The 25,895-nt window shown below is 29.2% G+C and carries 25 protein-coding genes; 16 read left to right on the top strand and 9 right to left on the bottom strand.

Annotation, left to right across the window (positions count from 1 at the left end; all coding sequences use genetic code 11):
* Positions 1-39 precede the first annotated feature (39 nt).
* The 5 genes from hisB to hisIE all read left to right on the top strand — a co-directional run bounded on the left by hisB (position 40) and on the right by hisIE (position 4,341).
* On the top strand, positions 40-1,179 hold the full coding sequence (gene hisB / locus GQS57_RS12860; protein WP_165733263.1) for a bifunctional histidinol-phosphatase/imidazoleglycerol-phosphate dehydratase HisB: 1,140 nt from the start codon (positions 40-42) through the stop codon (positions 1,177-1,179).
* Positions 1,179-1,760 (top strand): imidazole glycerol phosphate synthase subunit HisH, encoded by a 582-nt coding sequence (gene hisH / locus GQS57_RS12855; protein WP_165733262.1) that lies wholly within the window; start codon positions 1,179-1,181, stop codon positions 1,758-1,760. Before hisB ends, hisH begins: the two co-directional genes overlap by 1 nt.
* 246 nt (positions 1,761-2,006) lie before the next feature.
* Positions 2,007-2,744 (top strand): 1-(5-phosphoribosyl)-5-[(5-phosphoribosylamino)methylideneamino]imidazole-4-carboxamide isomerase, encoded by a 738-nt coding sequence (hisA, locus tag GQS57_RS12850; protein ID WP_165733506.1) that lies wholly within the window; start codon positions 2,007-2,009, stop codon positions 2,742-2,744.
* A 137-nt stretch (positions 2,745-2,881) separates the two neighbouring features.
* Positions 2,882-3,637 (top strand): imidazole glycerol phosphate synthase subunit HisF, encoded by a 756-nt coding sequence (gene hisF, locus GQS57_RS12845; RefSeq protein WP_165733261.1) that lies wholly within the window; start codon positions 2,882-2,884, stop codon positions 3,635-3,637.
* 104 nt (positions 3,638-3,741) lie between these two features.
* On the top strand, positions 3,742-4,341 hold the full coding sequence (gene hisIE, locus GQS57_RS12840; RefSeq protein ID WP_165733260.1) for a bifunctional phosphoribosyl-AMP cyclohydrolase/phosphoribosyl-ATP diphosphatase HisIE: 600 nt from the start codon (positions 3,742-3,744) through the stop codon (positions 4,339-4,341).
* A gap of 15 nt (positions 4,342-4,356) precedes the next feature.
* Here hisIE and GQS57_RS12835 read toward each other — a convergent pair whose 3' ends face one another.
* Both GQS57_RS12835 and GQS57_RS12830 read right to left on the bottom strand, forming a co-directional pair.
* Entirely contained in the window at positions 4,357-4,851 is a 495-nt protein-coding gene (locus GQS57_RS12835) for a hypothetical protein (RefSeq protein ID WP_165733259.1), read from the bottom strand.
* 90 nt (positions 4,852-4,941) lie between these two features.
* Positions 4,942-6,441, bottom strand: a complete 1,500-nt coding sequence (locus tag GQS57_RS12830) for a hypothetical protein (RefSeq protein ID WP_165733258.1) — start codon at positions 6,439-6,441, stop codon at positions 4,942-4,944.
* A 150-nt stretch (positions 6,442-6,591) separates the two neighbouring features.
* Here GQS57_RS12830 and yiaA point away from each other — a divergent pair, with 150 nt between their 5' ends.
* The 7 genes from yiaA (at position 6,592) to GQS57_RS12795 (ending at position 13,795) form a co-directional block, all read left to right on the top strand.
* Positions 6,592-7,080: an inner membrane protein YiaA gene (gene yiaA / locus GQS57_RS12825; protein ID WP_165733257.1), complete on the top strand. Its 489-nt coding sequence runs from the start codon at positions 6,592-6,594 to the stop codon at positions 7,078-7,080.
* Positions 7,081-7,232: 152 nt separating this feature from the next.
* Positions 7,233-8,153, top strand: a complete 921-nt coding sequence (locus tag GQS57_RS12820; protein ID WP_165733256.1) for an EamA family transporter — start codon at positions 7,233-7,235, stop codon at positions 8,151-8,153.
* Positions 8,154-8,157: 4 nt separating this feature from the next.
* Entirely contained in the window at positions 8,158-9,480 is a 1,323-nt protein-coding gene (locus GQS57_RS12815; RefSeq protein ID WP_165733255.1) for an MFS transporter, read from the top strand.
* A 9-nt stretch (positions 9,481-9,489) separates the two neighbouring features.
* Complete coding sequence (locus tag GQS57_RS12810) at positions 9,490-10,338, top strand: DMT family transporter (RefSeq protein WP_240915479.1); 849 nt, start codon at positions 9,490-9,492, stop codon at positions 10,336-10,338.
* Between the two features lie 196 nt (positions 10,339-10,534).
* A complete protein-coding gene (locus GQS57_RS12805) occupies positions 10,535-12,433 on the top strand; it encodes a VWA domain-containing protein (protein ID WP_165733254.1) in 1,899 nt (632 codons plus the stop codon).
* A gap of 14 nt (positions 12,434-12,447) precedes the next feature.
* The gene (locus GQS57_RS12800) at positions 12,448-12,837 is read left to right on the top strand and encodes a hotdog domain-containing protein (RefSeq protein ID WP_165733253.1); all 390 of its coding nucleotides are present in this window, start codon (positions 12,448-12,450) and stop codon (positions 12,835-12,837) included.
* A gap of 127 nt (positions 12,838-12,964) precedes the next feature.
* Positions 12,965-13,795, top strand: coding sequence for a prohibitin family protein (locus GQS57_RS12795; protein ID WP_165733252.1), 831 nt, complete (start codon positions 12,965-12,967; stop codon positions 13,793-13,795).
* 586 nt (positions 13,796-14,381) lie between these two features.
* Here GQS57_RS12795 and GQS57_RS12790 read toward each other — a convergent pair.
* The 4 genes from GQS57_RS12790 to smpB all read right to left on the bottom strand — a co-directional run bounded on the left by GQS57_RS12790 (position 14,382) and on the right by smpB (position 17,760).
* Positions 14,382-15,185: a carboxypeptidase-like regulatory domain-containing protein gene (locus GQS57_RS12790; RefSeq protein WP_165733251.1), complete on the bottom strand. Its 804-nt coding sequence runs from the start codon at positions 15,183-15,185 to the stop codon at positions 14,382-14,384.
* Between the two features lie 519 nt (positions 15,186-15,704).
* Positions 15,705-16,283: a Maf family nucleotide pyrophosphatase gene (locus tag GQS57_RS12785; RefSeq protein ID WP_165733250.1), complete on the bottom strand. Its 579-nt coding sequence runs from the start codon at positions 16,281-16,283 to the stop codon at positions 15,705-15,707.
* A gap of 41 nt (positions 16,284-16,324) precedes the next feature.
* Entirely contained in the window at positions 16,325-17,254 is a 930-nt protein-coding gene (locus tag GQS57_RS12780) for a geranylgeranylglycerol-phosphate geranylgeranyltransferase (protein WP_165733249.1), read from the bottom strand.
* Positions 17,255-17,292: 38 nt separating this feature from the next.
* The gene (gene smpB / locus GQS57_RS12775) at positions 17,293-17,760 is read right to left on the bottom strand and encodes an SsrA-binding protein SmpB (protein WP_165733248.1); all 468 of its coding nucleotides are present in this window, start codon (positions 17,758-17,760) and stop codon (positions 17,293-17,295) included.
* A 102-nt stretch (positions 17,761-17,862) separates the two neighbouring features.
* On the opposite strand from smpB, the gene GQS57_RS12770 reads away from it, so the two are divergent.
* Both GQS57_RS12770 and GQS57_RS12765 read left to right on the top strand, forming a co-directional pair.
* Complete coding sequence (locus GQS57_RS12770) at positions 17,863-18,609, top strand: DUF6503 family protein (RefSeq protein WP_165733247.1); 747 nt, start codon at positions 17,863-17,865, stop codon at positions 18,607-18,609.
* Between the two features lie 361 nt (positions 18,610-18,970).
* The gene (locus GQS57_RS12765; protein ID WP_165733246.1) at positions 18,971-19,306 is read left to right on the top strand and encodes a hypothetical protein; all 336 of its coding nucleotides are present in this window, start codon (positions 18,971-18,973) and stop codon (positions 19,304-19,306) included.
* Between the two features lie 34 nt (positions 19,307-19,340).
* Here GQS57_RS12765 and GQS57_RS12760 read toward each other — a convergent pair whose 3' ends face one another.
* From GQS57_RS12760 to clpB, 3 genes are all read right to left on the bottom strand, one after another.
* Entirely contained in the window at positions 19,341-20,261 is a 921-nt protein-coding gene (locus GQS57_RS12760) for a hypothetical protein (protein WP_165733245.1), read from the bottom strand.
* A 47-nt stretch (positions 20,262-20,308) separates the two neighbouring features.
* The gene (locus GQS57_RS12755) at positions 20,309-20,806 is read right to left on the bottom strand and encodes a histidine phosphatase family protein (protein ID WP_165733244.1); all 498 of its coding nucleotides are present in this window, start codon (positions 20,804-20,806) and stop codon (positions 20,309-20,311) included.
* 152 nt (positions 20,807-20,958) lie between these two features.
* Positions 20,959-23,568, bottom strand: a complete 2,610-nt coding sequence (gene clpB, locus GQS57_RS12750) for an ATP-dependent chaperone ClpB (RefSeq protein WP_165733243.1) — start codon at positions 23,566-23,568, stop codon at positions 20,959-20,961.
* Between the two features lie 167 nt (positions 23,569-23,735).
* Between clpB and ytxJ the strand changes: the two genes are divergently transcribed.
* Both ytxJ and GQS57_RS12740 read left to right on the top strand, forming a co-directional pair.
* The gene (gene ytxJ / locus GQS57_RS12745) at positions 23,736-24,137 is read left to right on the top strand and encodes a bacillithiol system redox-active protein YtxJ (RefSeq protein ID WP_165733242.1); all 402 of its coding nucleotides are present in this window, start codon (positions 23,736-23,738) and stop codon (positions 24,135-24,137) included.
* Between the two features lie 59 nt (positions 24,138-24,196).
* Positions 24,197-25,747, top strand: a complete 1,551-nt coding sequence (locus tag GQS57_RS12740) for a DEAD/DEAH box helicase (RefSeq protein WP_165733241.1) — start codon at positions 24,197-24,199, stop codon at positions 25,745-25,747.
* Positions 25,748-25,895: the final 148 nt, after the last annotated feature.

The raw sequence follows: 25,895 nt of genomic DNA, 5'->3' as shown, positions 1-25,895 counted from the left end.
CTTACAAGGTTTTTGAAATCTTAGAGGAAAATATATAAGATGAGTAAAAAAGTATTATTTATAGACAGAGACGGGACTTTAGTATTAGAACCGCCTGTAGATTATCAATTAGATAGTCTAGAAAAGTTAGAGTATTATCCGAAGGTGTTTCGTTACATGGCTAGAATTGCCGAGGAACTAGATTTTGAATTGGTGATGGTAACCAATCAAGATGGATTAGGTACAGATTCTTTTCCGGAAGATACTTTTTGGCCAGCACAAAACAAAGTAATATCAGCATTTGAAAAGGAAGGTGTTGTTTTCTCTGAGGTTTGTATCGATAAAACATTTCCGCATGAAAATGCCGAAACTCGTAAACCAAGAACAGGTTTGTTAACCAAGTATTTTTCTGAGGAATATGATTTGGCAAATTCTTTTGTTTTAGGAGATAGAATTACAGACATGGAATTGGCTAAGAATTTAGGCGCAAAAGGAATCTTTTTGTCTGAAGACCCAGAATTAGGTGCAGATGAAATTGAGACTTCTAAGCAAGAAATTTTAGATTGTATTGCTTTAACATCTACCGATTGGAAAACTATTTATGAGTTTTTAAAATTAGAAGATAGAGTTTCTGAAATCACAAGAAATACCAACGAAACGAAGATTTATATCAAATTAAATTTAGACGGTTCTGGTAAAAATGATATTTCTACAGGAGTTAAGTTTTTCGACCACATGTTAGATCAAATTGGTCGTCATGGAGCAATGGATTTAACGGTAAAAGTAGATGGAGATTTAGAGGTTGATGAACATCACACCATAGAGGATACCATGATTGCTTTGGGAGAATTATTCAATAAAGCATTAGGAAATAAATTGGGTATTGAGCGCTATGGATTTTGTTTGCCAATGGACGATTGTTTGGCACAAGCAGCGGTAGATTTTGGCGGAAGACCTTGGTTGGTTTGGGAAGCTGATTTTAAACGTGAAATGATTGGTGATATGCCAACAGAAATGTTTTTACATTTGTTTAAATCGTTTACAGATGGCGCAAGATGTAATTTAAATATTAAGGCAGAAGGCGCAAATGAGCATCATAAAATTGAAGGGATTTTTAAAGCGTTTGCTAAAGCGATGAAAATGGCGGTTAAAAGAGATGCAAACAAAATGTTTTTACCATCAACAAAAGGAGTTTTATAATGAAATTAGTAATTATAGATTACGGAGCAGGAAACATAAAAAGTATTCAGTTTGCGTTTAAGAGATTAGGAATTGATGCTGTTTTATCAAATAATATTGATGAAATAAAAGCGGCAGATAAAGTGATTTTCCCTGGTGTTGGAGAAGCAAGTTCAGCAATGAAAATGTTGCAAGAAAGCGGATTAGATAAAGTGATTCCTACTTTAAAACAACCTGTTTTAGGAATTTGTTTAGGAATGCAATTAATGTGTAATTCATCTGAAGAAGGAAATACAAAAGGATTAGGGATTTTTGATGTAGCGATAAAGAAGTTTTCGAAAGCTGTAAAAGTTCCGCAAATGGGCTGGAATATTATTTATAATTTAAAATCTGATTTATTTATAGGAATTAAAGAAAAAGAATTCATGTATTTGGTGCATAGTTTTTACGCAGAAAATTGTGATGAAGCCATTGCAACTACAGATTATGAATTTGAATACGCATCTGCTTTACAAAAAAATAATTTTTACGGAACACAATTTCATCCAGAAAAAAGTGGTTTAGCAGGAGAGCAAATATTGAAGAATTTCTTGAAGTTATAGAATAGACCCTTCAGGTTTTTAAAACCTGAAGGGTCTGATCAAAAAAAAGTAAAAGAAGGAGAGTAGTTATAAGTTCTTCCTAAATTTATAAATAATAACGAATGTCATTCCGAATGTTAATGAAATCAAAATATATTTTGATTGAAATTAGATAGCGAAGCTAATGGTGAGGAATCTCATGATAAGATTTCTCAATCGCCTAAAAAGGCTCATTTCGAAATGACAATAATTAATAAAAAGACTATTTTGAGAATAATACCAGCAATAGATATTATAGACGGAAAATGTGTTCGTTTAACAAAAGGAGATTATAACACAAAGAAAATTTATAATGAAAACCCATTAGAGGTTGCCAAAGAGTTTGAAGCTGCAGGAATCGAGTATTTACACGTGGTAGATTTAGATGGCGCAAAAGCAAGTCAGATTATCAATCATAAAGTATTAGAGCAGATTGCTTCTAAAACCAATTTGAAAATCGATTTTGGTGGTGGTTTAAAATCTGATAAAGATTTAGAAATAGCTTTTAATTCTGGAGCAAATCAAATAACAGGAGGAAGTATTGCTGTAAAAAATAGCGAGATTTTTGAAAGTTGGATTGAAAAATATGGTTCAGAAAAAATTATTTTAGGAGCTGATTTTTATCCTGATGCAACAGGAGGAAAGATTGCAACCAATGGTTGGCAGGAAGAAAGTAGTTTAGAATTGATTCCTTTTATTGCTGATTATCAAAAAAAAGGAATTCAGTATATTATTTGTACCGATATTTCTAAAGACGGCATGTTGCAGGGACCAAGTTTTGATATTTACAATCAAATTTTATCCGAAGTTAAAAACGTGAAACTAATTGCTTCTGGAGGAATTTCTGCTTTTGATGAATTACCAAAATTAGCAGAAAATGGTTGCGAAGGTGTAATTATTGGAAAAGCGATTTATGAGAATAAAATCAGCTTAAAACAGTTGGAAGAATTTATAATTAAAAAATAAAATGGTTCTCGATACAATTTCGATAAAAATCGAAATCACTCGAACTGATATTATGGATAAAATGTAGAAAAAATATCCATGATTATATTAATAGTAACAAATTAGTTCCTTCCCTTTGGGAAGGTTAGGATGGGCTTATGTTAACAAAAAGAATAATACCTTGTTTAGATATTAAAAACGGAAGAACTGTAAAAGGTGTCAATTTCGTAAATTTAATAGATGCAGGAGATCCTGTAGTTTTAGCTAAACAATATGCAGATTTAGGTGCAGACGAATTGGTTTTTTTAGATATTTCTGCAACGTTAGAAGGAAGAAAAACCATGATAGAAATGGTGCATCAAGTGGCGGAACAAGTAAATATTCCGTTTACAGTTGGTGGCGGAATTTCTTCTGTAGAAAATGTAAATGAGTTGTTAAAATGGGGAGCAGATAAAGTTTCTATCAATTCATCGGCAGTAAAAAGACCGGATTTGGTCAACGAATTGGCAGAGAAATTCGGAAGTCAGTGTGTAGTTGTTGCAATCGATGCTAAACAAATTGATGGAGAATGGTTTGTGCATTTAGCTGGAGGAACGATTCCTACAGAGATCAAACTTTTTGATTGGGCAAAAGAAGTAGAAGAGCGTGGAGCAGGAGAAATTTTGTTTACTTCTATGAATCATGATGGCACAAAAGGAGGTTTTGCAAATGAAGCTTTGGCACATTTATCAGAAATATTAAACATTCCTATTATTGCTTCTGGAGGAGCAGGGACAATTCAGCATTTTGCTGATACGTTTAAAAAAGGGAAAGCAGATGCCGCATTAGCTGCGAGTGTTTTTCATTTTGGAGAAATTCCTATTTTGGAGTTGAAAGAGGAGTTGAAAAAACAAAATATACCGGTAAGGTTATAAAAAAATTACAATGTCATTCTGAAGAATAATGAGAAATATTTTAAAATAAAGATTTCTCAATCACTTAAAAAAAGCTCATTTCGAAATGACAAAAAACAATAATTATGAATATAGATTTCAATAAAAACAACGACGGATTAGTACCCGCAATCATTCAAGATGCAACCACAAAAAACGTTTTGATGTTGGGGTATATGAATGAAGAAGCTTTTGCTAAAACACAAGAAACTAAATTAGTTACTTTCTTTTCTAGAACTAAAAATAGACTTTGGACAAAAGGTGAAGAAAGTGGAAATGTATTGAATTTGGTTGATATAAAACTAGATTGTGATAATGATACATTATTAGTTTCTGTAAATCCGAATGGACCAACCTGCCATAAGGGAACAAGTACTTGTTGGGGAGAAGAAAACAAACCAAACTATGGTTTCTTTTCTACTTTAGAAGACGTAATTACAGAAAGAGTTGCTAACAAAGACACTAAAAAATCTTATGTAGCAAGCTTGTTTTCTAAAGGAATTAACAAAGTTGCTCAGAAAGTAGGAGAGGAAGCAGTAGAAACTGTTATTGAGGCAATGGATAATAACGACGAGTTGTTTTTATATGAATCGGCAGATTTAATGTTCCATTATTTAATGTTGTTACAAGCAAAAGGATTCACTTTAAAAGACATTGAAGAGGAATTAAAAGGAAGACATAAATAATACTTTTTGAAAGGTTTACGGTACAGATGTAAAAACTAAAGCTTTTCCATAATAAGGATAATCTCCTGCTGTAAAAACCATTCTAGTTTCACTAAGTTCTTCTAAACCAAGAATAGTAAGTTCAGTTCTAAAATTTTCATTAAGACTTTCTCCTTTAGAAATATTGATGAAAATTTTACCTGAATCTTCATAGAAACTATACGTTAATCGACCTTCTTGTTCTGTTGGATTATCGTAGTAACAAGAAATATTACCAAGTGTTACTTGAGCTTCATTTTTATCGTAGAAAAAAGTATATTCATCATCGGTATAACATTCGTTAAGTTCGCTAAGTACATCATTTTCATAGGTTTTGTAAAAAGCCTCAACTTTCCATGTTTTAGAGCTATTTCCATGGATTTTTTGTAAATCATCTATTGTATATCTAACGTCAATATCTTTGTCGTCTTTACTACAGTTGTATAAAAATAAAGAGGAAATAATTAATAGGAAGATATAGACGTGTTTCATGATATACATTTTTAATTAAAAGGAATTATAAATTTAACAAGTATTGTGCCAAAAAGGATGTTTTTTTCGGGATTAATAGTGGTTTCATAATTATTTATTTATTATCAAATCTAAAGTGACCAAATACATATCTTGTTTGGTCATTTTTGCTTTTAACCAAGCAAAGAAACTCATCATAAAAATATCTTCTTTTTTGGTGTCTAACCAGTTAAATGAAGTTTGTACTTTTTCTTTAAAGGCTATTGTAGTGGCTACTTCTGGGTTTTTATAATAGATTTCTACTAATTTTAAATAGGTAATTACCTTTTCTTGATTCATGTCTAAAAGTTTAGAGAAATAGTTTCTTTTAAAGCTTTTTAACCTTGAATCTACCAAATCAATATTTCCTAAATCTATTTGTAATAAAATTTCAATTAGGTTTTTTTTGATGGTCCAAATAATTCCTGCTTTTTCGATATACCATTTGTCCGTATGGTAAAATTTAGATACTATTTTTTGAGCTTTTTCTAAGGATTTATGCTGGTAATAAAAAACAATTAAAGAAAGTGAGAAGTCTAATTGTGAAACAATAGTTGTATTTTTTTTATCGATATAAGGCGCTAATAAAGAAATAGCTTTTACTTGTTTATTTGTGTAGTTTAAGTTAAGAGCGTGTAATAAATCATATTTCTGAATAAAGTCATTATAATATTTTTTATTTTCTGCATTCATGTAAAAGAGCATCAATTTTAAATAGTGTTCGGATTCTTCAAATTTCTTGTTTCTAAAAAGTACGTTCGCAATTAAATACAAAACCTCTAAGTGATAATTAAGTTGTTTGTCCTTTGATGTATGATTTTGAATAATTTGATATGTTTCGATAATGAATTCTTCAATATTATAATAATCAAATTTTTGAGCAGATGATATGCTTGTTATCTGAATAATTTGATATAATGATTTAAAGGATAAAGAATCATTAATTGCAATGTCTTGTTCTTTTAAAACAAGATCTATCAATTTTTCAATATCAATATTAGATTTGTTTTGACGATAATTAGCCAATGAAGTTCTAATTTTAGCGTACGCAATATTTAGTTGGTCTTCTAAAATAAGTTTATTTTGATTCTCTTTAAAATCGGCGATTAACTTCTCTAGGTTTATGTCTGGGTTTAAATGTGCATATTGAATTTTCGTATGATATACTTCATTTAAAATTGCAAATAATTGGTATTCATTTGCCGTTACGATGGTTTTGTCTAAAATTTGATACCCAACTTTTAGTTGTCCCTTTTTAAGAAAGTACCTAGCAGATAGAATGTTTTTTATCAAAAGAATATCGATTGAATTTTCTTCTTTCATACTTGTGTTTGCTGTAAAAACTATAAGAGATTGAAACAAACGTTTTCTAAGTGCATGTAAAGCTACTTTATTTTGTTTGCCGTATAATTTTTCAGAAATTTCTGTAGATGATAAATTGTCTTCTAGCAAAAGGTTTACTAATTGACAGTTTTTAGCATCTTTCCTTTTGTTTTTTTTGTCAAGGTAAGAAAGAAAATCTTGTTGTTGTTCTCTAGTAAAAGTGTTTAATACTTCTTTTAAATTTATCATTATATCGTCAGTAAATAGATTGTAAATATAATAAATTTATTAAATTTTATATGTTTTGTTAAAATTATATCGTCAGTAATTGTTGTAAATTGAATTCTTATAACTTTAAAAGGGTTGCAAATTTGTATCATAATTATTAAACTAAATATTATGAATTATCAAACAACATCTTCAATTAATGAAGAAACTAAAAAAGAAAGTAAAAAGAAAAAAGTAAATAATGAGTTAAATTCAAAACCAACTTCTGCTTATGTTGGTGCTTCTTGGGGAGCTTTAATAATTGGTCTAGTTTCTTACTGTATCGGTTTGTGGAATGCCTCGATTGAATTAAATGAAAAAGGATTTTATTTTGTTATTCTTTTAATGGGTATTTACGCTGTAATTTCCCTACAAAAAGCGGTGAGAGATAAAGCAGAAGAGATAAAAGTTAGTGAAATGTACTACGGAATTAGTTGGGTAGTGGTTCTTGCTGCGATACTGTTATTAATCATAGGACTGAGGAATGCAGATTTTCTTTTAAGTGAAAAAGGATTTTATGGAATTTCATTCTTATTAAGTTTATTTGGTGCCATTTCTGTACAAAAAAATACAAGAGATATCGATTATATTAACAATAAAACAGAAGAAGAGAAGAGTTAGTTTAGTAATGGTTTTAGATAACCAAAACCTCACAAGTAAATACTTGTGAGGTTTAAAATTTTATACGAGGTTAATTTTAATGCAAAATAGGTTAAGCAGTAATTTTATTTATAGCCTTTCTATATTTATCTTTGGTTGATAAATTACTTGTTTTGAAAAAATCAAAAATATTAATTGTTTTAGCCTTTTTTACAATATACATTGTATGGGGTTCCACTTATTTATTTAATAAAATCGCGGTAACGGCGTTACCTCCATTTTTTATGGCTTCGTTACGTTTTTCAGGGGCTGGGATTTTAATAATGATCATTTCTAAAATCTTGAAATTAGATCTTAGAATTACAAGAAAACAACTAATTAACTGCTGTATCTCTGGCTTTTTTTTCTTAGTGTATGGTAACGGTGTTTTTGTATGGGCACTTGTATATTTAGATAGTGGTTTTGCTGCTTTGTTAGCCTCTACGCAGCCATTATTTGTTTTAATATTATTACGACTGATAGATAGAAAACCAATGCAGAAACAATCTATAATTGGTGTTTCTTTGGGGATTCTGGGAATGTATTTGTTGGTGAGTCAACAATCTATTACTGCATCAGAAGGTAGTTTACTAGGTATTTTTATGATTTTAACCTGTGTGTTAAGTTGGAGTTATGGTGGAGTTTTCGTGTCTAAAGCAGATTTGCCTAAAAACTTCTTTATTACTACAGGGTATCAGACGTTGTTTGCTGGTTTGTTTCTAATTATAATGAGTTTTTCTTTTGGTGAAACCATGACTTCTCCTTTAGACTGGTCTCAAGAAGTGAAGTATTCTATGGGTATGTTGGTTGTTTTTGGAAGTATTATTGCTTTTACAGCCTTTAATTATTTGCTAAAATTAGTGTCTCCAGATAAAGTTGCTACTTCTGCTTATGTAAATCCTATTATAGCAATGCTTTTAGGATGGTACTTTTTAGATGAAGTACTTACGAGTCAATCTATTCTTGCGTCTATGGTTTTATTAACAGGTGTCTATTTTATTACCTCTAGAAAAAGGATTGCAAAGGTAGATGCAGAAGAAGTTATAAAACCTTAGATACGTGAAAAACGAAAATTCATTTTCTTTTATAAATCCTAAAAAATGGCCTTTTTTTTACGGATATGTAGTCTTAGTTTTTGGCAGTATTGGTGTTTTGTTCAGTATTCCTGGTCAGACTGTTGGAGTTTCTGTTTTTACAGATCCTGTAAAAGATGCCTTGGGTTTAACTCGAAATCAATTTAGTAATGCATACTTAATTGGTACCTTGTTAAGTGCTTTTTTTGTTACAAAAGCCGGAAAGTTATTTGATAAATTCGGAGCAAGATATGTTGCTTTTTTTGCAGCATTCTTTTTAGCAGTCTCGTTAATTATTTTTTCTTTTGCGGAAGGAATTAGTGATGTTCTTAAACTTTTTTTAAATACAAAATCTTGGTTTATTCCTTTTGTATTGTTGTGTGTTTTGTTTTTTCTTGTTCGTTTTTGTGGTCAAGGTGTACTCACAATGGCTTCTAGAAATATGGTAATGATGTGGTTTGATAAAAACCGAGGTAAGGTAAATTCTATTAGTAGTATTACCGTTTCATTAGGTTTTTCTAGCTCACCAATTTTATTTAATTATTTAATTGATGAAAAAGGTTGGGAGGTAAGTTGGCAGATATTAGCAGTCTGTTTGTTTATTTTTAGTTTTTTAATTCTTCAATTTTACAGAAACAAGCCAGAAGATTTTGGCTTAATTCCGGATGGTTTTCTTTCTAAAAAGAAAACTAAAAAAAAGAACGTAGAAATTATAGAGGTTAATTTTACGTTAGAGGAAGCAAAAAAAACACGTGCCTTTTGGATGTTTGGTTTGGCATTAGCTTTTAATAGCTTTTTTACAACAGGCTTTACCTTTCATGTAATTTCAATTTTTAATACACAAGGCTATGATAAAACAGAAGCAATTGCTGTTTTTCTGCCAATTTCTATGATTGCTATTTCTGTATCTACAGTAGCAAACATCTTAAGTGATTATATAGCGCATAAAATATATTTATTCATTATGCTTTTTAGTGGAATTATAGCTTCTATAGGACTTTTAGTTTTAGATGATACTATGGGAATTTATTTATTGATAATTGGTTTAGGAACCTACAGCGGACTTTTTGCAGTGGTAAATGCAGTTACTTGGCCACGTTACTTTGGAAGAGAGTATTTAGGCGCTATTACCGGAAAAGTAATGAGTTTTTTGGTTATTGCAAGTGCTTTAGCGCCAAGTTTATTTAGTTATTGTTTTACGAGTTTAGGGAGTTATCGCTATGTAAGTTATGTTTTAATTCCTTTTTTAGTTTTTTTATTTATAGGTTCTTTGAGTTTAAAGAAACCAGATAAAATAACAGATAAATAAAGATTAGTTTTGGAAGTAAAAAAAGCCATAAAATACATGTTGATAAGCACTTTAGCTTTTGCCTGCATGAATTCTACTGTTAAATATTTAAAAGGTATTCCTACTTTTGAAATCGTTTTTTTTAGGTCTTTAGGATCACTTTTTTTTACGGTTGGTTTTTTATTAAAAAATAAAATACCAATGATTGGTAAAAATAATAAATTACTAATTTTAAGAGCGATAGCAGGAACAACTTCAATGAGTCTTTTTTTTATGTCTATAAAGTATTTATCTATTGGTACTGCGGTTTCTATAAGGTATATTGCTCCGATTTTTTCCGCTATTTTTGCGGTATTTTTATTAAAGGAGAAAATTAAACCTTTACAATGGGGCTTTTTTGTAATTTCACTTGTAGGTGTTTTTGTGTTAAAAGGATTTGATCATCAAATAAATACAACGGGTTTAATCTTGGTTTTACTAGCTTCTGTACTTAGCGGCTTAGTTTATGTAATTATTAATAAAATTGGTAAGAGTGAACACCCTCTTGTAGTAGTAAATTATTTTATGATGTTTGCTACTGTTTTAGGAGGTGTACTTTCTATAAATAACTGGACAACTCCTAAAGGAATTGAATGGCTATTTTTATTACTTTTAGGTATTTTGGGTTATGTAGGGCAGGTTTTTATGACCAAAGCTTTTCAGACCGCTTCGACAAATATAGTGGCACCAATTAAATATTTTGAGGTTATTTATACAGCTACTTTTGGCGTTTTCTTATTCGGAGAAATTTATACTTTTTACAGTTTTTTAGGAATTGCATTAATTATTGGTGGTTTAATTTTAAATATTTGGTACAAATCTAAATTAGATAATTCATAGAAAGACTCTAAAAAATTAATACTCGTTTTTAAATAGTTCTTTATATATTTCACATAAATAAAAATCATTGCAAACAATTACAATTCTATATATCATTTTAGCCCTGTTACTGAGTCTTTCGGTAGCGTATTTTCAGTACTTTTTTAAAGAAAAAAATAAGGCTAAAATCAATGTTATATTATTTGTTTTAAGAACAATGAGTCTTTTTTTGTTGCTTTTATTGCTGATAAACCCAACAATTAGAAAAACGGAACTCGAAAATACAAAGCCTGTTTTAGCTGTGTTAGTAGATAACTCCAAATCCATTCCGTTTTTTAAAGAAACGAAGAACATAACAACATTTTTATCAGAAATTAAAAACGATAAAAGTATTAAGGAGAAATTTGATATTAATAGCTTTAGTTTCGGAAGTGATGTAAAGCCATTAGACTCACTTTCTTTTAAAGAGAATGAAACCAATGTGTCTAAAGCAATAACGGCTGCAAATGATTTGTATAAGGATAAAATTGCGCCGATAATCCTACTATCAGACGGAAACCAAACGATTGGCAATGATTATGAATTTATCAATTCTAAGCAAAAAATATATCCCATTGTTTTCGGTGATACGATTCAGTATCAAGATTTAAAAATAAGTCAGTTAAATGTAAATAAGTACAGCTACATAAAAAATAAATTCCCAGTAGAAGTATTCTTGAATTATGAAGGAAAGGAAAATGTGTCTTCTCAGTTTTCGATTTATAAAGATGGAAAAACTGTTTTCACTAAAAACATACAGTTCTCAGAAACGAATAATGTTCAAACAATTTCAATAAATATAACATCAAGCAAAGAAGGACTTCAATATTACACAGCATCAATTAATAAGATAGAAGGAGAGAAAAATACAAAGAATAATAGTAAAAGTTTCTCTGTAGAAGTAATCGATGAACAAACAAAAGTATTGATTTTAAGTTCTGTTTTACATCCGGATTTAGGTGTTTTAAAAAAATCAATAGAAAGTAATAAACAACGTTCTGTAGCTATTTTTTTAATTGATAAATTTAAACTCAATACCAATGATTATCAGTTAGTTATTTTTAATCAACCGAACAATAAGTTTAATAGGGTTTTAAATGAGGTTAAATCGAATAATAGCAACTGTTTTTTAATCTCTGGAATAAATACAGATTGGAATTTTATCAACAAACAACAATTAGGATTCAAGAAAAACACACTGAATCAAACAGAAAATTATGGAGCCATTTTTAGTGATTCTTTTTTAACTTTTTCTCAAAAAGATATTGGTTTTAATCAATTTCCGCCGCTTAAAGATCAATTTGGAGAAGTTGTCATTACTAAAGAACATCAAATATTATTGTATCAAAATATAAATGGATTAGAAACCAAGCAACCGTTGCTGGTAACCTTAGAAGAGAACAATCAAAAATCAGGTGTTTTATTTGGAGAAGGTTTGTGGAAGTGGAGAGCGGCTAGTTTTTTAAACTCAAATTCCTTTCAAGATTTTGATGCCTTTATCGGAAATTTAGTTCAGTATTTAGCGTCCAATAAAAAGAGAAATCGCTTAGAAGTTAATGCGGAAAGTTTGTATCCTGCCAATGCTACCATTCAAATATCAGCATTTTATACAGACAAAAATTACCTGTTTGATTCAAGAGCTTCCTTAGAGATCACTGTTACGAATTCAGTAACAAAAGAAGTTGTGAAAAACCCTTTTTCGTTAATAAACAACGCTTATCAAACGGAAATAGAAAACCTTACGGCTGGAGATTATGATTATAAGGTTTCGGTAAATGGACAAAATATACATAGGTACGGTAAGTTTAAAGTTACTGAGTATCAGATAGAAGAGCAGTTTACCAATGCAAATTCAGAAAAGTTGCAAAAATTGGCAAATAAAACGGATGGAAAGCTGTATTTTAAAACTGAAATAGAGCAATTAAAGAAAGTTCTTTTAGAAGATAAATCATTTTATACAACTCAAAAATCAATTAGTAAAGACCAAAACTTAATAGACTGGAAATGGGTTTTGTTTGTTGTTACAGGCTTGTTATCAATAGAATGGTTTATTAGAAAATATTACGGAAAAATTTAAATTTAAAAATTAATATGAGATTTCACACAAGAAAGTGGGTTAAACCCGAAGATTTAAACCCAAATGGAACCTTATTTGGAGGTAGATTATTACAATTTATTGATGAAGAAGTAGCTATTTACGCAATTATTCAACTAGAGCACACAAGAACAGTTACAAAATACATGTCTGAAATAGATTTTGTAAGTTCTGCAAAACAAGGAGATATTATTGAAATAGGGATTGATGTTTTAAAATTTGGAAATTCCTCTATAACTTTAACATGTAGTGTTAGAAATAAGTTAACAAGAAAAACCATTATTGTGGTAGATAAAATTGTTATGGTTTGTCTCGATGAAGATGGGCACCCTAAAAAGCATGGAAAAACAGAAATTGAATATGTAAAAAATCGATTAGAAGATTAAATTTAAGGTTCATTTTTATATCTAAAATTATGTTAAATATTAACGCTTTTTAACCAATATATAGATTATATATATTGTGTTTCACAAAGTTAAATTGTAAATTTGTAATTAATCAAAATTTATAAGTATGGCGAATAATCAAGTAGATATAAAGTTTCCTAAGGGAGGTGTTTTTTTTATCATTTTAGCGGTAGTAGTAATCATTTTATTTTCTAAATCTACAGTGACTATTGGGCCTGGAGAAGGTGGTGTTGTTTTTGAGGCATTGGGAGATGGTATTAACACAGAAAAAACATATGGAGAAGGTTTTCAGATTGTAGCTCCTTGGAATCGTATGATTGTAAGAAAAGTGCGTCAGCAAGCTATTTCTACAGAAATGAATGTGCTTTCTGTTAATGGATTAGAAGTAAAGGTAAATGGTACAATTTGGTATGAACCTGAGTTTTCTAATTTAGGAATGTTGATAAAGACTAAAGGTGAAGATTATGAGCGTGAATTGTTAGATCCTGCTATTAATGCAGCTGCAAGAAGTGTTGTTGGTCGTTATACTCCAGAGCAGTTATATTCTAGTAAAAGAGATGTAATTGAGCAAGAAATTTTAGATGAAATTCAAATTGTTCTAAAAGAGCAATTTTTAATGGTAAAGAGAGTTTTGGTAGAAGATGTTAAATTACCAACTACTATTAGAACTGCCATTGAAACGAAGTTAAAACAAGAGCAAGAGTCTTTAGAATATGAATTTAGATTAGCAAAAGCATTAAAAGAAGCAGAAAGACAAAAAATTGATGCAGAAGGTAAAGCGGTTGCAAATAAGATTTTAAGTGCTTCTTTAACTGATAAAATTTTACAAGAAAAAGGAATCGGTGCTACTTTAGAGTTGGCTAAATCACCTAATAGTAAAGTAATTGTTATTGGTTCTGGTAAAGATGGTTTACCTATTATTTTAGGAAATCAGTAAAAAGATAATTTCTGCTAACGCGGGATGTGAAAATTAATAAGAGAAATCATTCTCAATGAAAATCCAGCGCTAGCTGGATTTTTTTTTGTGCTTATTTTTAGAAACTTAAAGTACTTTTTAACTTGTAACGTTACTGTCTTTTTTGTGTCTTATAAGTGTAGGTAATTTATTTAAGCTATTGTAAGTTTTTAAATTTAGATACGTTAGTTTGAATTGATTTAGACTTAGAACTTGTTTAAGGCTTTCCTTACTATCAAAAATAACTCAAAATAACATTATGGTTTTTGAGATTAAATATTATATAAAAGAATTCAAAATAGGATAAAGGAGATTTAAAAGGTATTGGTGAAGAGATAAAAAGTTTAGATATAAAATACAGTATGACTGTATTTTTAGTTGGTTAATAGTTAGTTTTAATAGTTGATTAGAGTCGGAAGCAATATTGTTTTCGACTCTTTTCAGTTTTAGGTGATTTTTTAAGAATGAAGTATTAGTTGTCAATAAGTTTGTAGAAATAAAAAACCTTGAGGATGAAGCCTCAAGGTTATAATAATATTGTTATTTCTATATTAGAATATATATAGAATTAATTTTTTACGGGAATTTTATCAAGTTCTATTTTACCGTTCTTAATTGCTTTGTAATTTTCATAACAATCCAATACAGCTTCAATCATTTGTAAATCAGATGCCTTTTTAATAAAGTATTCAGAGTAGTTACAGTCTGTAAGTAATTCTGTAAGTTCTTGTCTGTCCATTTGCAAATACTCCATCATTACCTCTCTGTCAAACTTACCAGCTAACATTTTACGTAAATCATCCTCTTTTTTAAGCTTCTGTAATTTTTTTAATTGTTTCGGTTTACTTCCAAAGAGATTGTATAAATAATCTACAGGTTGAAATAATGCCGCAATTGGTGATGAGAAGTCTTTTCCTTTAGGCTTACCAACCTCATAGGTCTGTGGTAGTCCGTTTATTTTTATTCTTGTAAATCGATCTTTTGGCACTTGTTTTACATCAATTTCTAAAACACCAATTAATTGAGTAGATTTTATAACAACTTCTCTAATTTCTTCTGGTTTTTCATACAAAGCAATTAGTAATTCGTTTCCTTTTAATAAATCGTTTGTAATTTTTAATTTTATAGATTCATATCCTAAATAAGAAACCAAAATCGTATCGTTTGCTCTTGTAGGGATTTCAAAGAAACCTCTATCGTTTGTAATTGTACCTTGTACAGTGTTTAGGTTTAATATATGAGAAGCACTTAAAGCTTTTTTACTTACGGCATGAATAATTTGTCCTTTTAGTGTTTTAACACGAATGGTATCGTTCTGTGAGAGTGTGCTTAAAGACGCGAATAAGCACAAAATGTATAATAGTCTTTGCATATTGCAATAATATGAATAATTGCTTTTAGAAAGGTTAATTTTTTGTGAAACCCGATGATTTATTTGTAAAAACGGATGAAATATAAAAGTGAAATGTTTTTTAGTAGAAAAACAACTCTTTAACTTCATTTAGAACTTACATAATTTGTAGATATCTAAAAGTTAAAGATGTTCATTATCTTAATTATGAGACGAAAAAAAAGCTCTTTTCATAGAAAAGAGCTTGTAAGTTAAAAGGAACTATATTTATCTATAACGTCTTTTTAAATTCCAAAGCGTTGAATTTGTGTTGCTTAAATTTTTTGTTGGTTCACCAACTTTACTTTTTACTTTCTGATTACTTGTTTTCATAAATTACTTAATTTGCGGGTGCAAAATTACGCAGTTTAAAATGTTATAAAAACAACAGGTTTAATGAGTTTGTATAGTATGTTAACTTTAGGTTAAGTAATTGTTTGTTTTATGGTAACGTACTGTTGTTTAGTGAAATAAAATTATGTTTTATCGTTTTGAATCCCTTTATAGATTCATTAATTCTGTGTACAATTTTTGAACAGGTAACCCCACAACATTAAAATAGCTGCCTTCTAAATTATCAATAGCTATAAAACCAATCCATTCTTGTATACCATAAGCTCCGGCTTTGTCATAAGGTTTGTAATTTTTGATGTAATAATTTATTTCATCGTCAGATAGCTCTTTAAAAGAAACTACGGTAATATCATTTATAATCTTTTGAAAAGATGAACTCTTAATACTTATAGAGGTAATTACTTCGTGTTTTTTACCAGATAATGCTCTTAACATGGCAAAAGCATCTGCTTCGTCCTTTGGTTTTCCTAATGCTATACCTTCTAACCAAACAATGGTGTCTGAAGTAATTAATATATCTTTTTCTGATAAATTTGAAAAAGCTTTCGATTTTAAATCGGCTAAAAAATCTGTAATGGCTGTTCCTTTTAATTCAGGAGGATAAATTTCTTCTACTTCTTTTAATTCAATTGTAAAATCGATATCTAAATCTTTAAAAAACTGTTGTCTTCTTGGAGACTTAGAGGCTAATATTACGTTGTATTCTTTTAGTTTTTCTCTTAACATATATTTGTGTTGTTCATTCTGCGGAAGCAGGAATCTATTTTTTATTTCAATTTGAATAATACCATTGATAAAATTCCGAAAAGCATTATTACTTTCATTAAATTACTTAGAAAACTAAATTCCTTTTTGCTTTCAGAAATCCATAATTTGTACATAAAATAGAGTAGTGGAAGTAGGATAAATAAAATTCCATAGGTTAAAAGTACGTAGTCATTTATTAAAGATTGTAAAACAATTAAAAGAAATACTAGTAAAATTGCATTAAAGAAAAAAGCGACTTTAGAAGCTCTTTTTCTTCCAAATAAAATAGGCAACGTTTTTGCTTTTATTTTTAAATCGCCATTAATGTCTTCTATATCTTTAATAATTTCTCTGATAATATTGGTAAGTACAGAAAAAATAATATAAGTAATCATTATAAAAAGTAACCGGAAACTTGTTGCAGTGTTGCTTATTACTTCTAATAAATTACTGTTATGTGCTTTGGGTTCGTTGAATAATATGGTTATAAAGAGTACTAAGCCTAAAAGAACTGACACTAATAAGTTACCTATAAAAAGTGTTTTTTTTAGGTATTTAGAATATAAAAAAAGTGCTAAAATGGTTCCTATAAAAAAGAAACTATACAAACTGTTTCCGGTAGTAAAAGATATATATATGCCTAAAAATAAACCTAAAATACTACTAGAATAGTAAAGAATCCAAGCTTTCTTTTTAGAAATAGATTTTTCTATAATTACTTTTAAAGGCTTGTTTATTTTGTCCGTTTCTATATCAAAAATATCATTAATAATATATCCACCAGCAGTGATGCATAAAATGCTAAAAGAAAATATTATAAATTGATAATGAGTTAGAGTAATACCTAAATAAGTGGTATGTATTAAGGTGTAATTTTTAAAACTAAGATCGCTAAAAAATATAGAATCTATCAACGCATATTTGGTTAAAACCATTGTTAATAAAACCATTAAAAGGTTTTTGTAACGAATAAGTCTTAAAAAATCCATTATCCGTTAAAGCTCTTTTTAATACGTGCCAAATCACGTTTATTGTCTCTGTCTTTAATAACTTCTCGTTTGTCGTGTGTTTGTTTTCCTTTTGCCAATGCAATTTCTAGTTTTGCAAAGCCCTTATCATTAATAAACAAACGTAAAGGAACAATCGTATTTCCTTTTGCCTCAACGTCTTTTCTTAAAGAACGTAATTCGCGTTTGTGCATTAATAATCTACGCTCACTTTTTGGTTTGTGGTTAAAGTGATGTCCAAACATGTATTCTTGAATGTACATATTAACAATAAACAGTTCTCCGCCATCATTAAATTCACAAAAACTTTCTGTAATTCTAGCCTGACTTAAGCGAATAGATTTTATTTCTGTTCCGGTTAACTGAATTCCAGCAACGTATTTGTCTAGAATTTCAAATTCGAAACGTGCTTTTTTGTTCTTTATGTTTATCTTTTTCTGAACAGCCATAGACTGATTTTAATTTTAATAATTTTAACAAAGATACATTTTTACTTCGGTCAAAGAAATGTAATTTTGAAATCTATTATCCACCCAATAAAACAACAACCCATGAAATATTTACCAATTCTTTTTTTAGCTTTTTTAATTTCTTGTAAACCTTCTGAAAACAAGTTGACTGCACAGCAAGTTATAGATAAAGCTATTGTTTCTTCGGGGTCAGATAAAGTGGGGAATTCAGAAATTAATTTTGAATTTAGAGACAAAAAATATATTGCTAATAGAAAACCTAATGGAAGTTTTAAGCTTACAAGAAAGCAGAAAGATGATAAAGTAGGGTTTGTTTCTGATGTTTTAAGTAATGACGGATTCAAAAGATTAGTGAATGGAATTCCGTATCAAGTAAACGATTCGATAGCTAACATTTTATCGAATTCAGTAAATTCTGTGCACTATTTTTCTGTTTTACCCTTCGGATTAAATGACAAAGCAGTGATAAAAAAGTTATTGCCATCAACTACGGTAAAAGAGGAAGAGTATTATAAAGTGCAAGTTACTTTCTCTGAAGATGGAGGAGGAGAAGATTTTGATGATGTTTTTATTTATTGGATTGGTAAACAAGATTTTTTAGTTGATTACTTGGCATATTCTTACCATACAAATGGTGGAGGAAAACGTTTTAGAGCTATAAACAAAGAAGTCTTAAAAAACGGAATTCGTTTTGTGAATTATGATAATTATAAGCCTTTAAACAAAGAAATTTCTTTAACAGATATTGATAAAGCTTTTGAGAAAAATGAGCTTAAAAAATTGTCGGAAATAAATTTAGAAAATATCGAAGTACAGCTTTTAAAGTAAGAGAAGTAGTTTTTTTTTGAAGCAATTTCGTTTTTGGAGCTTATCTTGATCGAAGTATAAATACATTCGCTTTTTTTATTCAGAAAAAGAGCTCAAACAATTGCTGCAATCAGGATTAAAATTTTTATTAGCTAATAGCTTTTAATCATTAATTCCGCTACTTTAAAAAGGAAATACCAAGAGATAAATCTTTTACACATAACTTTAGTTAGCTAAAAAATAAGTGGAAAAATTTAAAAACATATTATTAATAATTCTGTTAGTTTTAGTAGGGTTTCCTTTACTAATACTATCAATTCCATTTCTAATATTTATTTTTATCTTTAAATATTTTCAAAAGAAAAAGTTTGAGAAAAAGTATTTGAAATTTCTAAAAGAAAACGAAGGAAAGAACTTTTTCTGCTATAATAACAGAAAAAAATCAAAAGAGTATTTAGAAGAAAATATCCTTACAAATCTAAATAAAGAGGTTGTTATTGTGTATTTAAACGGCAGAGATATTGAATCGGAATACAATAAAGAGTTTATTTCTGAAGCTTTATATGGATTAAAACATTACACTAAATTTCCTCATTTAATGAAAATTAGAAACGGACAATTAATTGATAAATCAATAAATAACCCGTTTTTTGGAATTCTTAAAATGAACAAACCTAAAGCTGAATTGTTAGGTGAAATCAATCATTTTTTTCAATAAAAAGAAATAATATCAAATTGATTTTTATTAACCTTTATTGTTCTTTTAAAACTGAATTTACAGCTATTTTTAAAATACCTTTTTCTTTACTATTGTCATAGCAAAGCAGAATAGTATTATTTATAATTTCGAAATAATTAAAATCCGTGCTATTTAGTAGTTCATCTGTTTTAGGGTTAATCACTTTAACATCTTCTGTTTCTTCATATAGCGTATTGTAAATAAATAAGCCATTTTCGCTTAAAAACAATATGTTATTTTTATTTAAAAAGTCATAATAACTTGTAAACTGATACTTTTCTGAATCTAAATCTAAATTTTTTATTGATTTTATAGGTGATTCTGATATAACATTCAAATTAAATTCGTCTACTTCTATATATTTATTTTCATCTAAATAAACAATAGGAAACACAAAGTCTTTGCCTACTATTTCAGCTTCTAATTTATTGTCTTTAAGTTTTAGTAAAACATTCCAAAAACCATCCTGACCTTGTCCTATCCATAATATTAAATTATTTTCATAAGCAGGATACAAATGGATAGAAGCATCAAAGTAATCTTCATCTTCAATTTTTAAGGAAGTTATTTTACTAAAATCTAAAATGTTATATAATGAAACCTCTATATAATCATCATTAACCATTGAGGCTAACCATAAATATTCATTTTGAATATAAATTTTAGCATTTTTGACAATAATTGTGTCTACTACATTTTTATTATAATCAATTATTTGAACAAGTTCTTCAGTTGAATATAAGATTTGTTTTTTTTCTGGAATAAAATCGATGTCTATAAAATTATCTATAGAAATATCTAAAACTTGATCTAAATCTTCATTAATAATATTGAATTCTGAACTTGAATTGTAAGTCAGAAATTGAGCATCTCTTTCTTTAATTCTATTAATTCGATGTTTTAAATTGCAATTTTTATCTACAGAGATTTCCATTTCTTAAAAATATAATTGATTACAAAGATTCAAATTTTAGGTTTAATTTATTCTACAGTTTCTACAACACTTGTTTTTTCATCACCAGAAATAGTAACAATATATAAGTTAGCGTTATTGTTGTCGTCTATATCTTTATACTTTTCTACGGCTAAAATTTTATTTACAAAAGCAGGAGTTGTATTGCTATGTCCAACCACTAAAACAGTTTTTCCTTTTGTTTCTTGCTGAAAAATGGAGTCGTACATTTTACTAGGATTGTACTTTATAATTTCTAAACTTTTACTTTCTGCAGTTGGTGTTGCGGTTTGTATCGTTCTGTTGTAGTTTGTTGAATAAATAGCATCAAACGGTACGTTTTTAAAACGATTAGCCCATTTTATAGCTCTTTCTTGTCCAACTTTATTCAAATCAGGATTCTTGTTTGTTTTATCTGTTCTGTCTTTTTCTGCATGACGAATTAAATAATACGTAGTTGTTTCATCGGAAGAACAAGCAGTTATAAAAGTAAAAGCGAAAACAAAAAGCAGTAAAAATTTCTTCATTATATTTGGTTTAGAGAACAAATGTAATCAAAAAGAAAAAGCGATGTTTTTTCAAACACCGCTTTTTCCAAACGAACTAAAATTGTTCATAAATCTGAACTTGTTTCAGATTCATGTTTATAGATGCTGAAATAAATTCAGCATGACAAAAACTATACACTTTCTACAAAATCAGACTGATTTCTAAAAACCAATTTATCATCAAAAGCGTCAATTAAAATAATACTATCTGTAGTGATTTTTCCTGATAAAATTTCTTTAGAAAGCTGATTTAATACTTCTTTCTGAATCACTCTTTTTACAGGTCTTGCACCAAATTCAGGCTGATATCCTTTTTCAGCCAAATACGTAATTGCTTCATCGGTAGCATCTAAAGTAATTTCTTGTTTACCAATCATTTTCTTTAAATGTTCTATTTGTAATTTTACAATTTCAAATATATTTTCCTTATTTAAAGGCGTAAACATAATTACATCATCAATTCTGTTTAAAAACTCTGGTCTTACAGATTGTTTTAACAACGCTAAAACTTCAATTTTAGCCAACTCAGTTGCAGCGTCTAAATCTGCTTTTGGGTTGCTAAATTTATCCTGAATTATATGACTTCCAATGTTAGAGGTCATAATAATTATAGTGTTTTTAAAATCAGCAACTCGACCTTTGTTGTCGGTTAACCTTCCTTCATCTAATACTTGTAATAAGATATTAAAAGTATCTGGATGCGCTTTTTCAATTTCATCTAAAAGCACCACAGAATAAGGTCTTCTTCTAACAGCTTCTGTTAATTGACCACCTTCATCATAACCAACATATCCCGGAGGCGCTCCAACCAATCTACTTACAGAATGTTTCTCTTGATATTCACTCATGTCAATACGTGTCATGGCGTTTTCATCATCAAATAAATACTCTGCCAAGGCTTTTGCTAACTCGGTTTTACCAACTCCAGTGGTTCCTAAAAACAAGAAACTACCAATAGGTTTATTCGGGTTTTGCAAACCGGCTCTAGAGCGTCTAACGGCATCTGAAACGGCAACGATTGCCTCTTCTTGTCCAACGACTCTTTTATGCAATTGCCCCTCTAAACGTAATAGTTTCTCACGCTCAGACTGAATCATTTTTGTCACCGGAACACCAGTCCATTTAGCAACCACTTCTGCAATATCATCATAAGTAACTTCTTCTTTTATCAAAGACTTTTCAGATTGATTTTCTGCTAAAACTTTTTGAAAACCTTCTAAATCTTCTTGGGCTTTTTTAATTTTCCCATATCTAATTTCGGCAACTTTACCATAATCTCCATCACGTTCTGCTTTTTCAGCTTCCATCTTTAAATCTTCTATGGCAGCTTTTGCATTTTGGATATTATCAACTACATCTTTTTCAGATTTCCATTTCGCGTTCATTTCATTTCGCTCCTCTTTTAGATTCGCTAAATCAGAACGTAAAGATTTTAACTTGTTCTCATCTTTTTCACGTTTTATGGCTTCAATTTCAATTTCTAATTGCATCACCTTTCTGTCTAAAACATCTAGTTCTTCTGGTTTAGAATTGATTTCCATGCGTAGTTTAGCCATCGCTTCATCCATTAAATCAATCGCTTTATCCGGTAAAAAACGATTGGTAATGTAACGTTGAGATAATTCTACAGCACCAATAATTGCCTCATCTTTAATTCGGACTTTATGGTGTGTTTCATACTTATCTTTAATTCCTCTTAAAATAGAAATGGCACTTTCTGTATCAGGTTCATTTACCTGTACTTTCTGAAAACGTCTTTCTAAAGCTTTGTCTTTTTCAAAGTATTTCTGATATTCATCCAACGTAGTTGCACCAATTGCACGCAACTCGCCACGGGCTAAAGCGGGTTTTAAAATATTTGCAGCATCCATAGCTCCTTGTCCGCCACCAGCACCTACTAATGTGTGAATTTCATCAATAAAAAGTACAATATCTCCATCGGCACTTGTTACCTCTTTAATAACGGATTTTAAACGCTCTTCAAACTCTCCTTTATATTTTGCGCCTGCAATTAGTGCGCCCATATCTAAAGAGAAAATTAGTTTTCCTTTTAGATTTTCTGGTACATCACCATCTACAATTCTGTGTGCTAAACCTTCTGCAATAGCAGTTTTACCTGTTCCTGGTTCTCCAACTAAAATTGGATTATTTTTAGTTCTACGAGATAAAATCTGTAGCAATCTACGGATTTCTTCATCTCTACCAATTACAGGATCTAGCTTGCCGTCTTGTGCTAATTGATTTAAGTTTTTAGCAAATTTATTTAAAGAATTATAAGTTTCTTCTTGACTTTGAGAAGTTACTCTTTCTCCTTTTCTTAATTCGTCTATTGCTGCCTGTAAATCTTTTTCTGTAACACCTTGGTCTTTTAAAACCTGTGCAATATTACTTTTAGATTTAAAAATAGCTAGAATTAAATGCTCTATAGAAACGTAATCATCGTTCATTTTTTTAGCAATTACAGAAGCTTCTGTAAGTGTTTTGCTAGCCTCTCTAGAAATCATTAATTCTGCACCAGAAACTTTAGGTAAACTCTCTAATTGTTTGTCTAAAATTTGTTCTACAATATTTATATTGATGTTCAACTTTTTCAAAAGAAATGGTAAAACATTTTCATCAACTTGTGTTAAAGCTTTAAAAATATGCTCATTTTCTATTTGATTATGACCAAAACCTTGCGCAATCTGTTGCGCCATTTGTATGGTCTCTTGCGATTTTGTTGTATAATTGTTAAAGTTCATATTTTGTTTTTTTTATTTTTCTTTTGATAAGTAATAAGCAATTTTAATACCATATGGATAATGTATGTAAGATAAGTCATTTTGTCTTGTGAGTGATTGTTTTTGCTGACTTTTTGACAAATGAAAGTTTCTTATATTTACATCGACAAACCAATAAAAAATAGATAATGAGTATATTTAATAAGATTTTTGGAGCAAAAGGAGATGATACATCAAAAGTAGAAAAAGTGTCATACTTAAATTGGATTCCTTTAACTTCTATGGAAGAATTAGAGAAAATTAAAGAAATTTCTAAAACGGAAGCTGTTTTAATTTTTAAACATTCTACAAGATGTGGAATTAGCAGCATGGTAATTAAGCAATTTGAAAAGCTTTTTACAGAAGAACATCAAAAATTAAAGGTTTATTATTTAGATTTATTAAATTATAGAGATATTTCTGATGAAGTTGGGTTTACTTTTCAAGTAATGCATCAATCTCCACAATTAATTGTAGTTAAAAATGGAGTTTCTGTAGAGAATGCTTCTCATTATGAGATCACAAATACAAATTTATCGAGATTTATATAGGATAAACTTGCATAAACCCTTATTTAAGTCTTATTTTTGTAGCCTAAATTTATATTCCTTTGGCAGAGATAGACACTTCAGTAAAGAAAGTAGGTAAAGAATTATACGGATATCAACAAGATGCACTTCAAGAGATTTTTAGGAGGTTTAAAGATGCACCTAAAGATTACCATTTATTGTACCAATTGCCTACTGGTGGTGGTAAAACTGTTATTTTTTCTGAAATAGTTAGACGTTATTTAGAAACTTTTAAAAAGAAAGTTTTAGTATTAACGCACAGAATTGAGTTGAGTAAGCAAACTTCTAAAATGCTAAAAGAATTTGGAGTTTCTAATAAAATTATCAATTCTACAGCGGTTTTAGATGACCAAGATGACTTTAGTTGTTTTGTTGCTATGGTTGAGACCTTAAAAAATAGGTTGAATGATGGTAAACTAGATATTTCTGATATTGGTTTGGTGATTGTAGATGAGGCGCATTACAATTCTTTTACAAAAATCTTTAAATTTTTTGATGAATCTTTTATACTTGGTGTAACAGCAACTCCTTTGAGTTCTAACATTAAGTTGCCGATGTATGAGAATTATCAAGAATTATTTGTGGGTGAAACCATTCAGCATTTAATAGATCATGAATATTTAGCAAGCGCAAACTTATATTCTTATAATGTTGGTTTAACTTCTTTGGAAGTAGGAGCAAATGGAGATTATACGGTAAAATCTTCTGAAGATTTATATACCAATTCAGACATGCTTTCTAAATTGGTTTCTGCATACGAAGAAACTGCAAAAGGAAAGAAAACCTTGATATTTAATAATGGTATTAACACGTCTATACAAGTGTTTCATGCATTTAAAAAAGCAGGGTACCCAATTGCACATTTAGACAATACAAATACAAGAGCAGAGCGTGAACTTATTTTAAAGTGGTTTAAGAAAACTCCGGGAGCAATTATTACTTCTGTAAGTATTTTAACAACTGGTTTTGATGAGCCAACCATTGAAGCTATTATATTAAATAGAGCAACAAAATCGTTGACTTTATACTACCAAATGATTGGTCGTGGTTCTAGGGTTTTAAACAATAAAAGTACTTTTGATGTTATCGATTTAGGTAACAACTTTCATAGATTTGGTCCTTGGGGAGCAGATTTAGATTGGGAAAAAATGTTTAGAGCGCCAGACTATTATTTAAATGCAATTCTTTCTGATGAAGATATAGAAAGTACTTTTAGATATGAGTTAACTGCAGATGTAAAAAAAGAATTTGAAAAATCTACCGATACTTATTTCGACATGAAAAAAGTATATATAGATACTATTAGACAAGGAGAATCTTCTAAAAGGGTTTTAGAAAAGTCTATTGTACACCATGCAAAAATGTGTATTGAAAACAGTGAAGACGTTTTTGATGCCTTAATTTTAGCAAAATTATTAGGTGAAGAAATTGATGATAGAATTAATAGATATGCAAAGTGTATCTCTAAAAGTACACACAATTTTGTAACCTGGTTAAAAGATGATTATAGAAAGAAATTAAACGCTTATTTAAGAACTAATTTCGATGAAGATTTTGAAGAAATTCATGGTCATCCACCAATAGAAGAATAAAAAACAAATTATAAAATTTGATATATTGAAGTTGTTTCAAGATCTCAAATGAAGTAATGATAAAATCTGAGGAAATTCAGATTGACAAAAAACTCTGAATTTTCAGAGTTTTTTTGTTTTAATATATTTCCTTTAATTTGCTAAAAAA

This window comes from Polaribacter sp. 20A6, assembly GCF_011378915.1.
GTDB lineage: Bacteria > Bacteroidota > Bacteroidia > Flavobacteriales > Flavobacteriaceae > Polaribacter > Polaribacter sejongensis.
Note: the sequence above shows the minus strand (reverse complement) of the source record. Positions and strands in the feature narration are given on the sequence as shown.

Bases quoted from the DNA above. Each gene is read 5' to 3' on its own strand.
- hisB (WP_165733263.1), top strand. From the start codon at position 40: ATGAGTAAAAAAGTATTATTTATAGACAGAGACGGGACTTTAGTATTA.
- hisH (WP_165733262.1), top strand. From the start codon at position 1,179: ATGAAATTAGTAATTATAGATTACGGAGCAGGAAACATAAAAAGTATT.
- hisF (WP_165733261.1), top strand. From the start codon at position 2,882: ATGTTAACAAAAAGAATAATACCTTGTTTAGATATTAAAAACGGAAGA.
- hisIE (WP_165733260.1), top strand. From the start codon at position 3,742: ATGAATATAGATTTCAATAAAAACAACGACGGATTAGTACCCGCAATC.
- GQS57_RS12835 (WP_165733259.1), bottom strand. From the start codon at position 4,851: ATGAAACACGTCTATATCTTCCTATTAATTATTTCCTCTTTATTTTTA.
- GQS57_RS12830 (WP_165733258.1), bottom strand. From the start codon at position 6,441: ATGATAAATTTAAAAGAAGTATTAAACACTTTTACTAGAGAACAACAA.
- yiaA (WP_165733257.1), top strand. From the start codon at position 6,592: ATGAATTATCAAACAACATCTTCAATTAATGAAGAAACTAAAAAAGAA.
- GQS57_RS12805 (WP_165733254.1), top strand. From the start codon at position 10,535: ATGAGTCTTTTTTTGTTGCTTTTATTGCTGATAAACCCAACAATTAGA.
- GQS57_RS12800 (WP_165733253.1), top strand. From the start codon at position 12,448: ATGAGATTTCACACAAGAAAGTGGGTTAAACCCGAAGATTTAAACCCA.
- GQS57_RS12795 (WP_165733252.1), top strand. From the start codon at position 12,965: ATGGCGAATAATCAAGTAGATATAAAGTTTCCTAAGGGAGGTGTTTTT.
- GQS57_RS12790 (WP_165733251.1), bottom strand. From the start codon at position 15,185: ATGCAAAGACTATTATACATTTTGTGCTTATTCGCGTCTTTAAGCACA.
- GQS57_RS12785 (WP_165733250.1), bottom strand. From the start codon at position 16,283: ATGTTAAGAGAAAAACTAAAAGAATACAACGTAATATTAGCCTCTAAG.
- GQS57_RS12780 (WP_165733249.1), bottom strand. From the start codon at position 17,254: ATGGTTTTATTAACAATGGTTTTAACCAAATATGCGTTGATAGATTCT.
- smpB (WP_165733248.1), bottom strand. From the start codon at position 17,760: ATGGCTGTTCAGAAAAAGATAAACATAAAGAACAAAAAAGCACGTTTC.
- GQS57_RS12770 (WP_165733247.1), top strand. From the start codon at position 17,863: ATGAAATATTTACCAATTCTTTTTTTAGCTTTTTTAATTTCTTGTAAA.
- GQS57_RS12760 (WP_165733245.1), bottom strand. From the start codon at position 20,261: ATGGAAATCTCTGTAGATAAAAATTGCAATTTAAAACATCGAATTAAT.
- GQS57_RS12755 (WP_165733244.1), bottom strand. From the start codon at position 20,806: ATGAAGAAATTTTTACTGCTTTTTGTTTTCGCTTTTACTTTTATAACT.
- clpB (WP_165733243.1), bottom strand. From the start codon at position 23,568: ATGAACTTTAACAATTATACAACAAAATCGCAAGAGACCATACAAATG.
- ytxJ (WP_165733242.1), top strand. From the start codon at position 23,736: ATGAGTATATTTAATAAGATTTTTGGAGCAAAAGGAGATGATACATCA.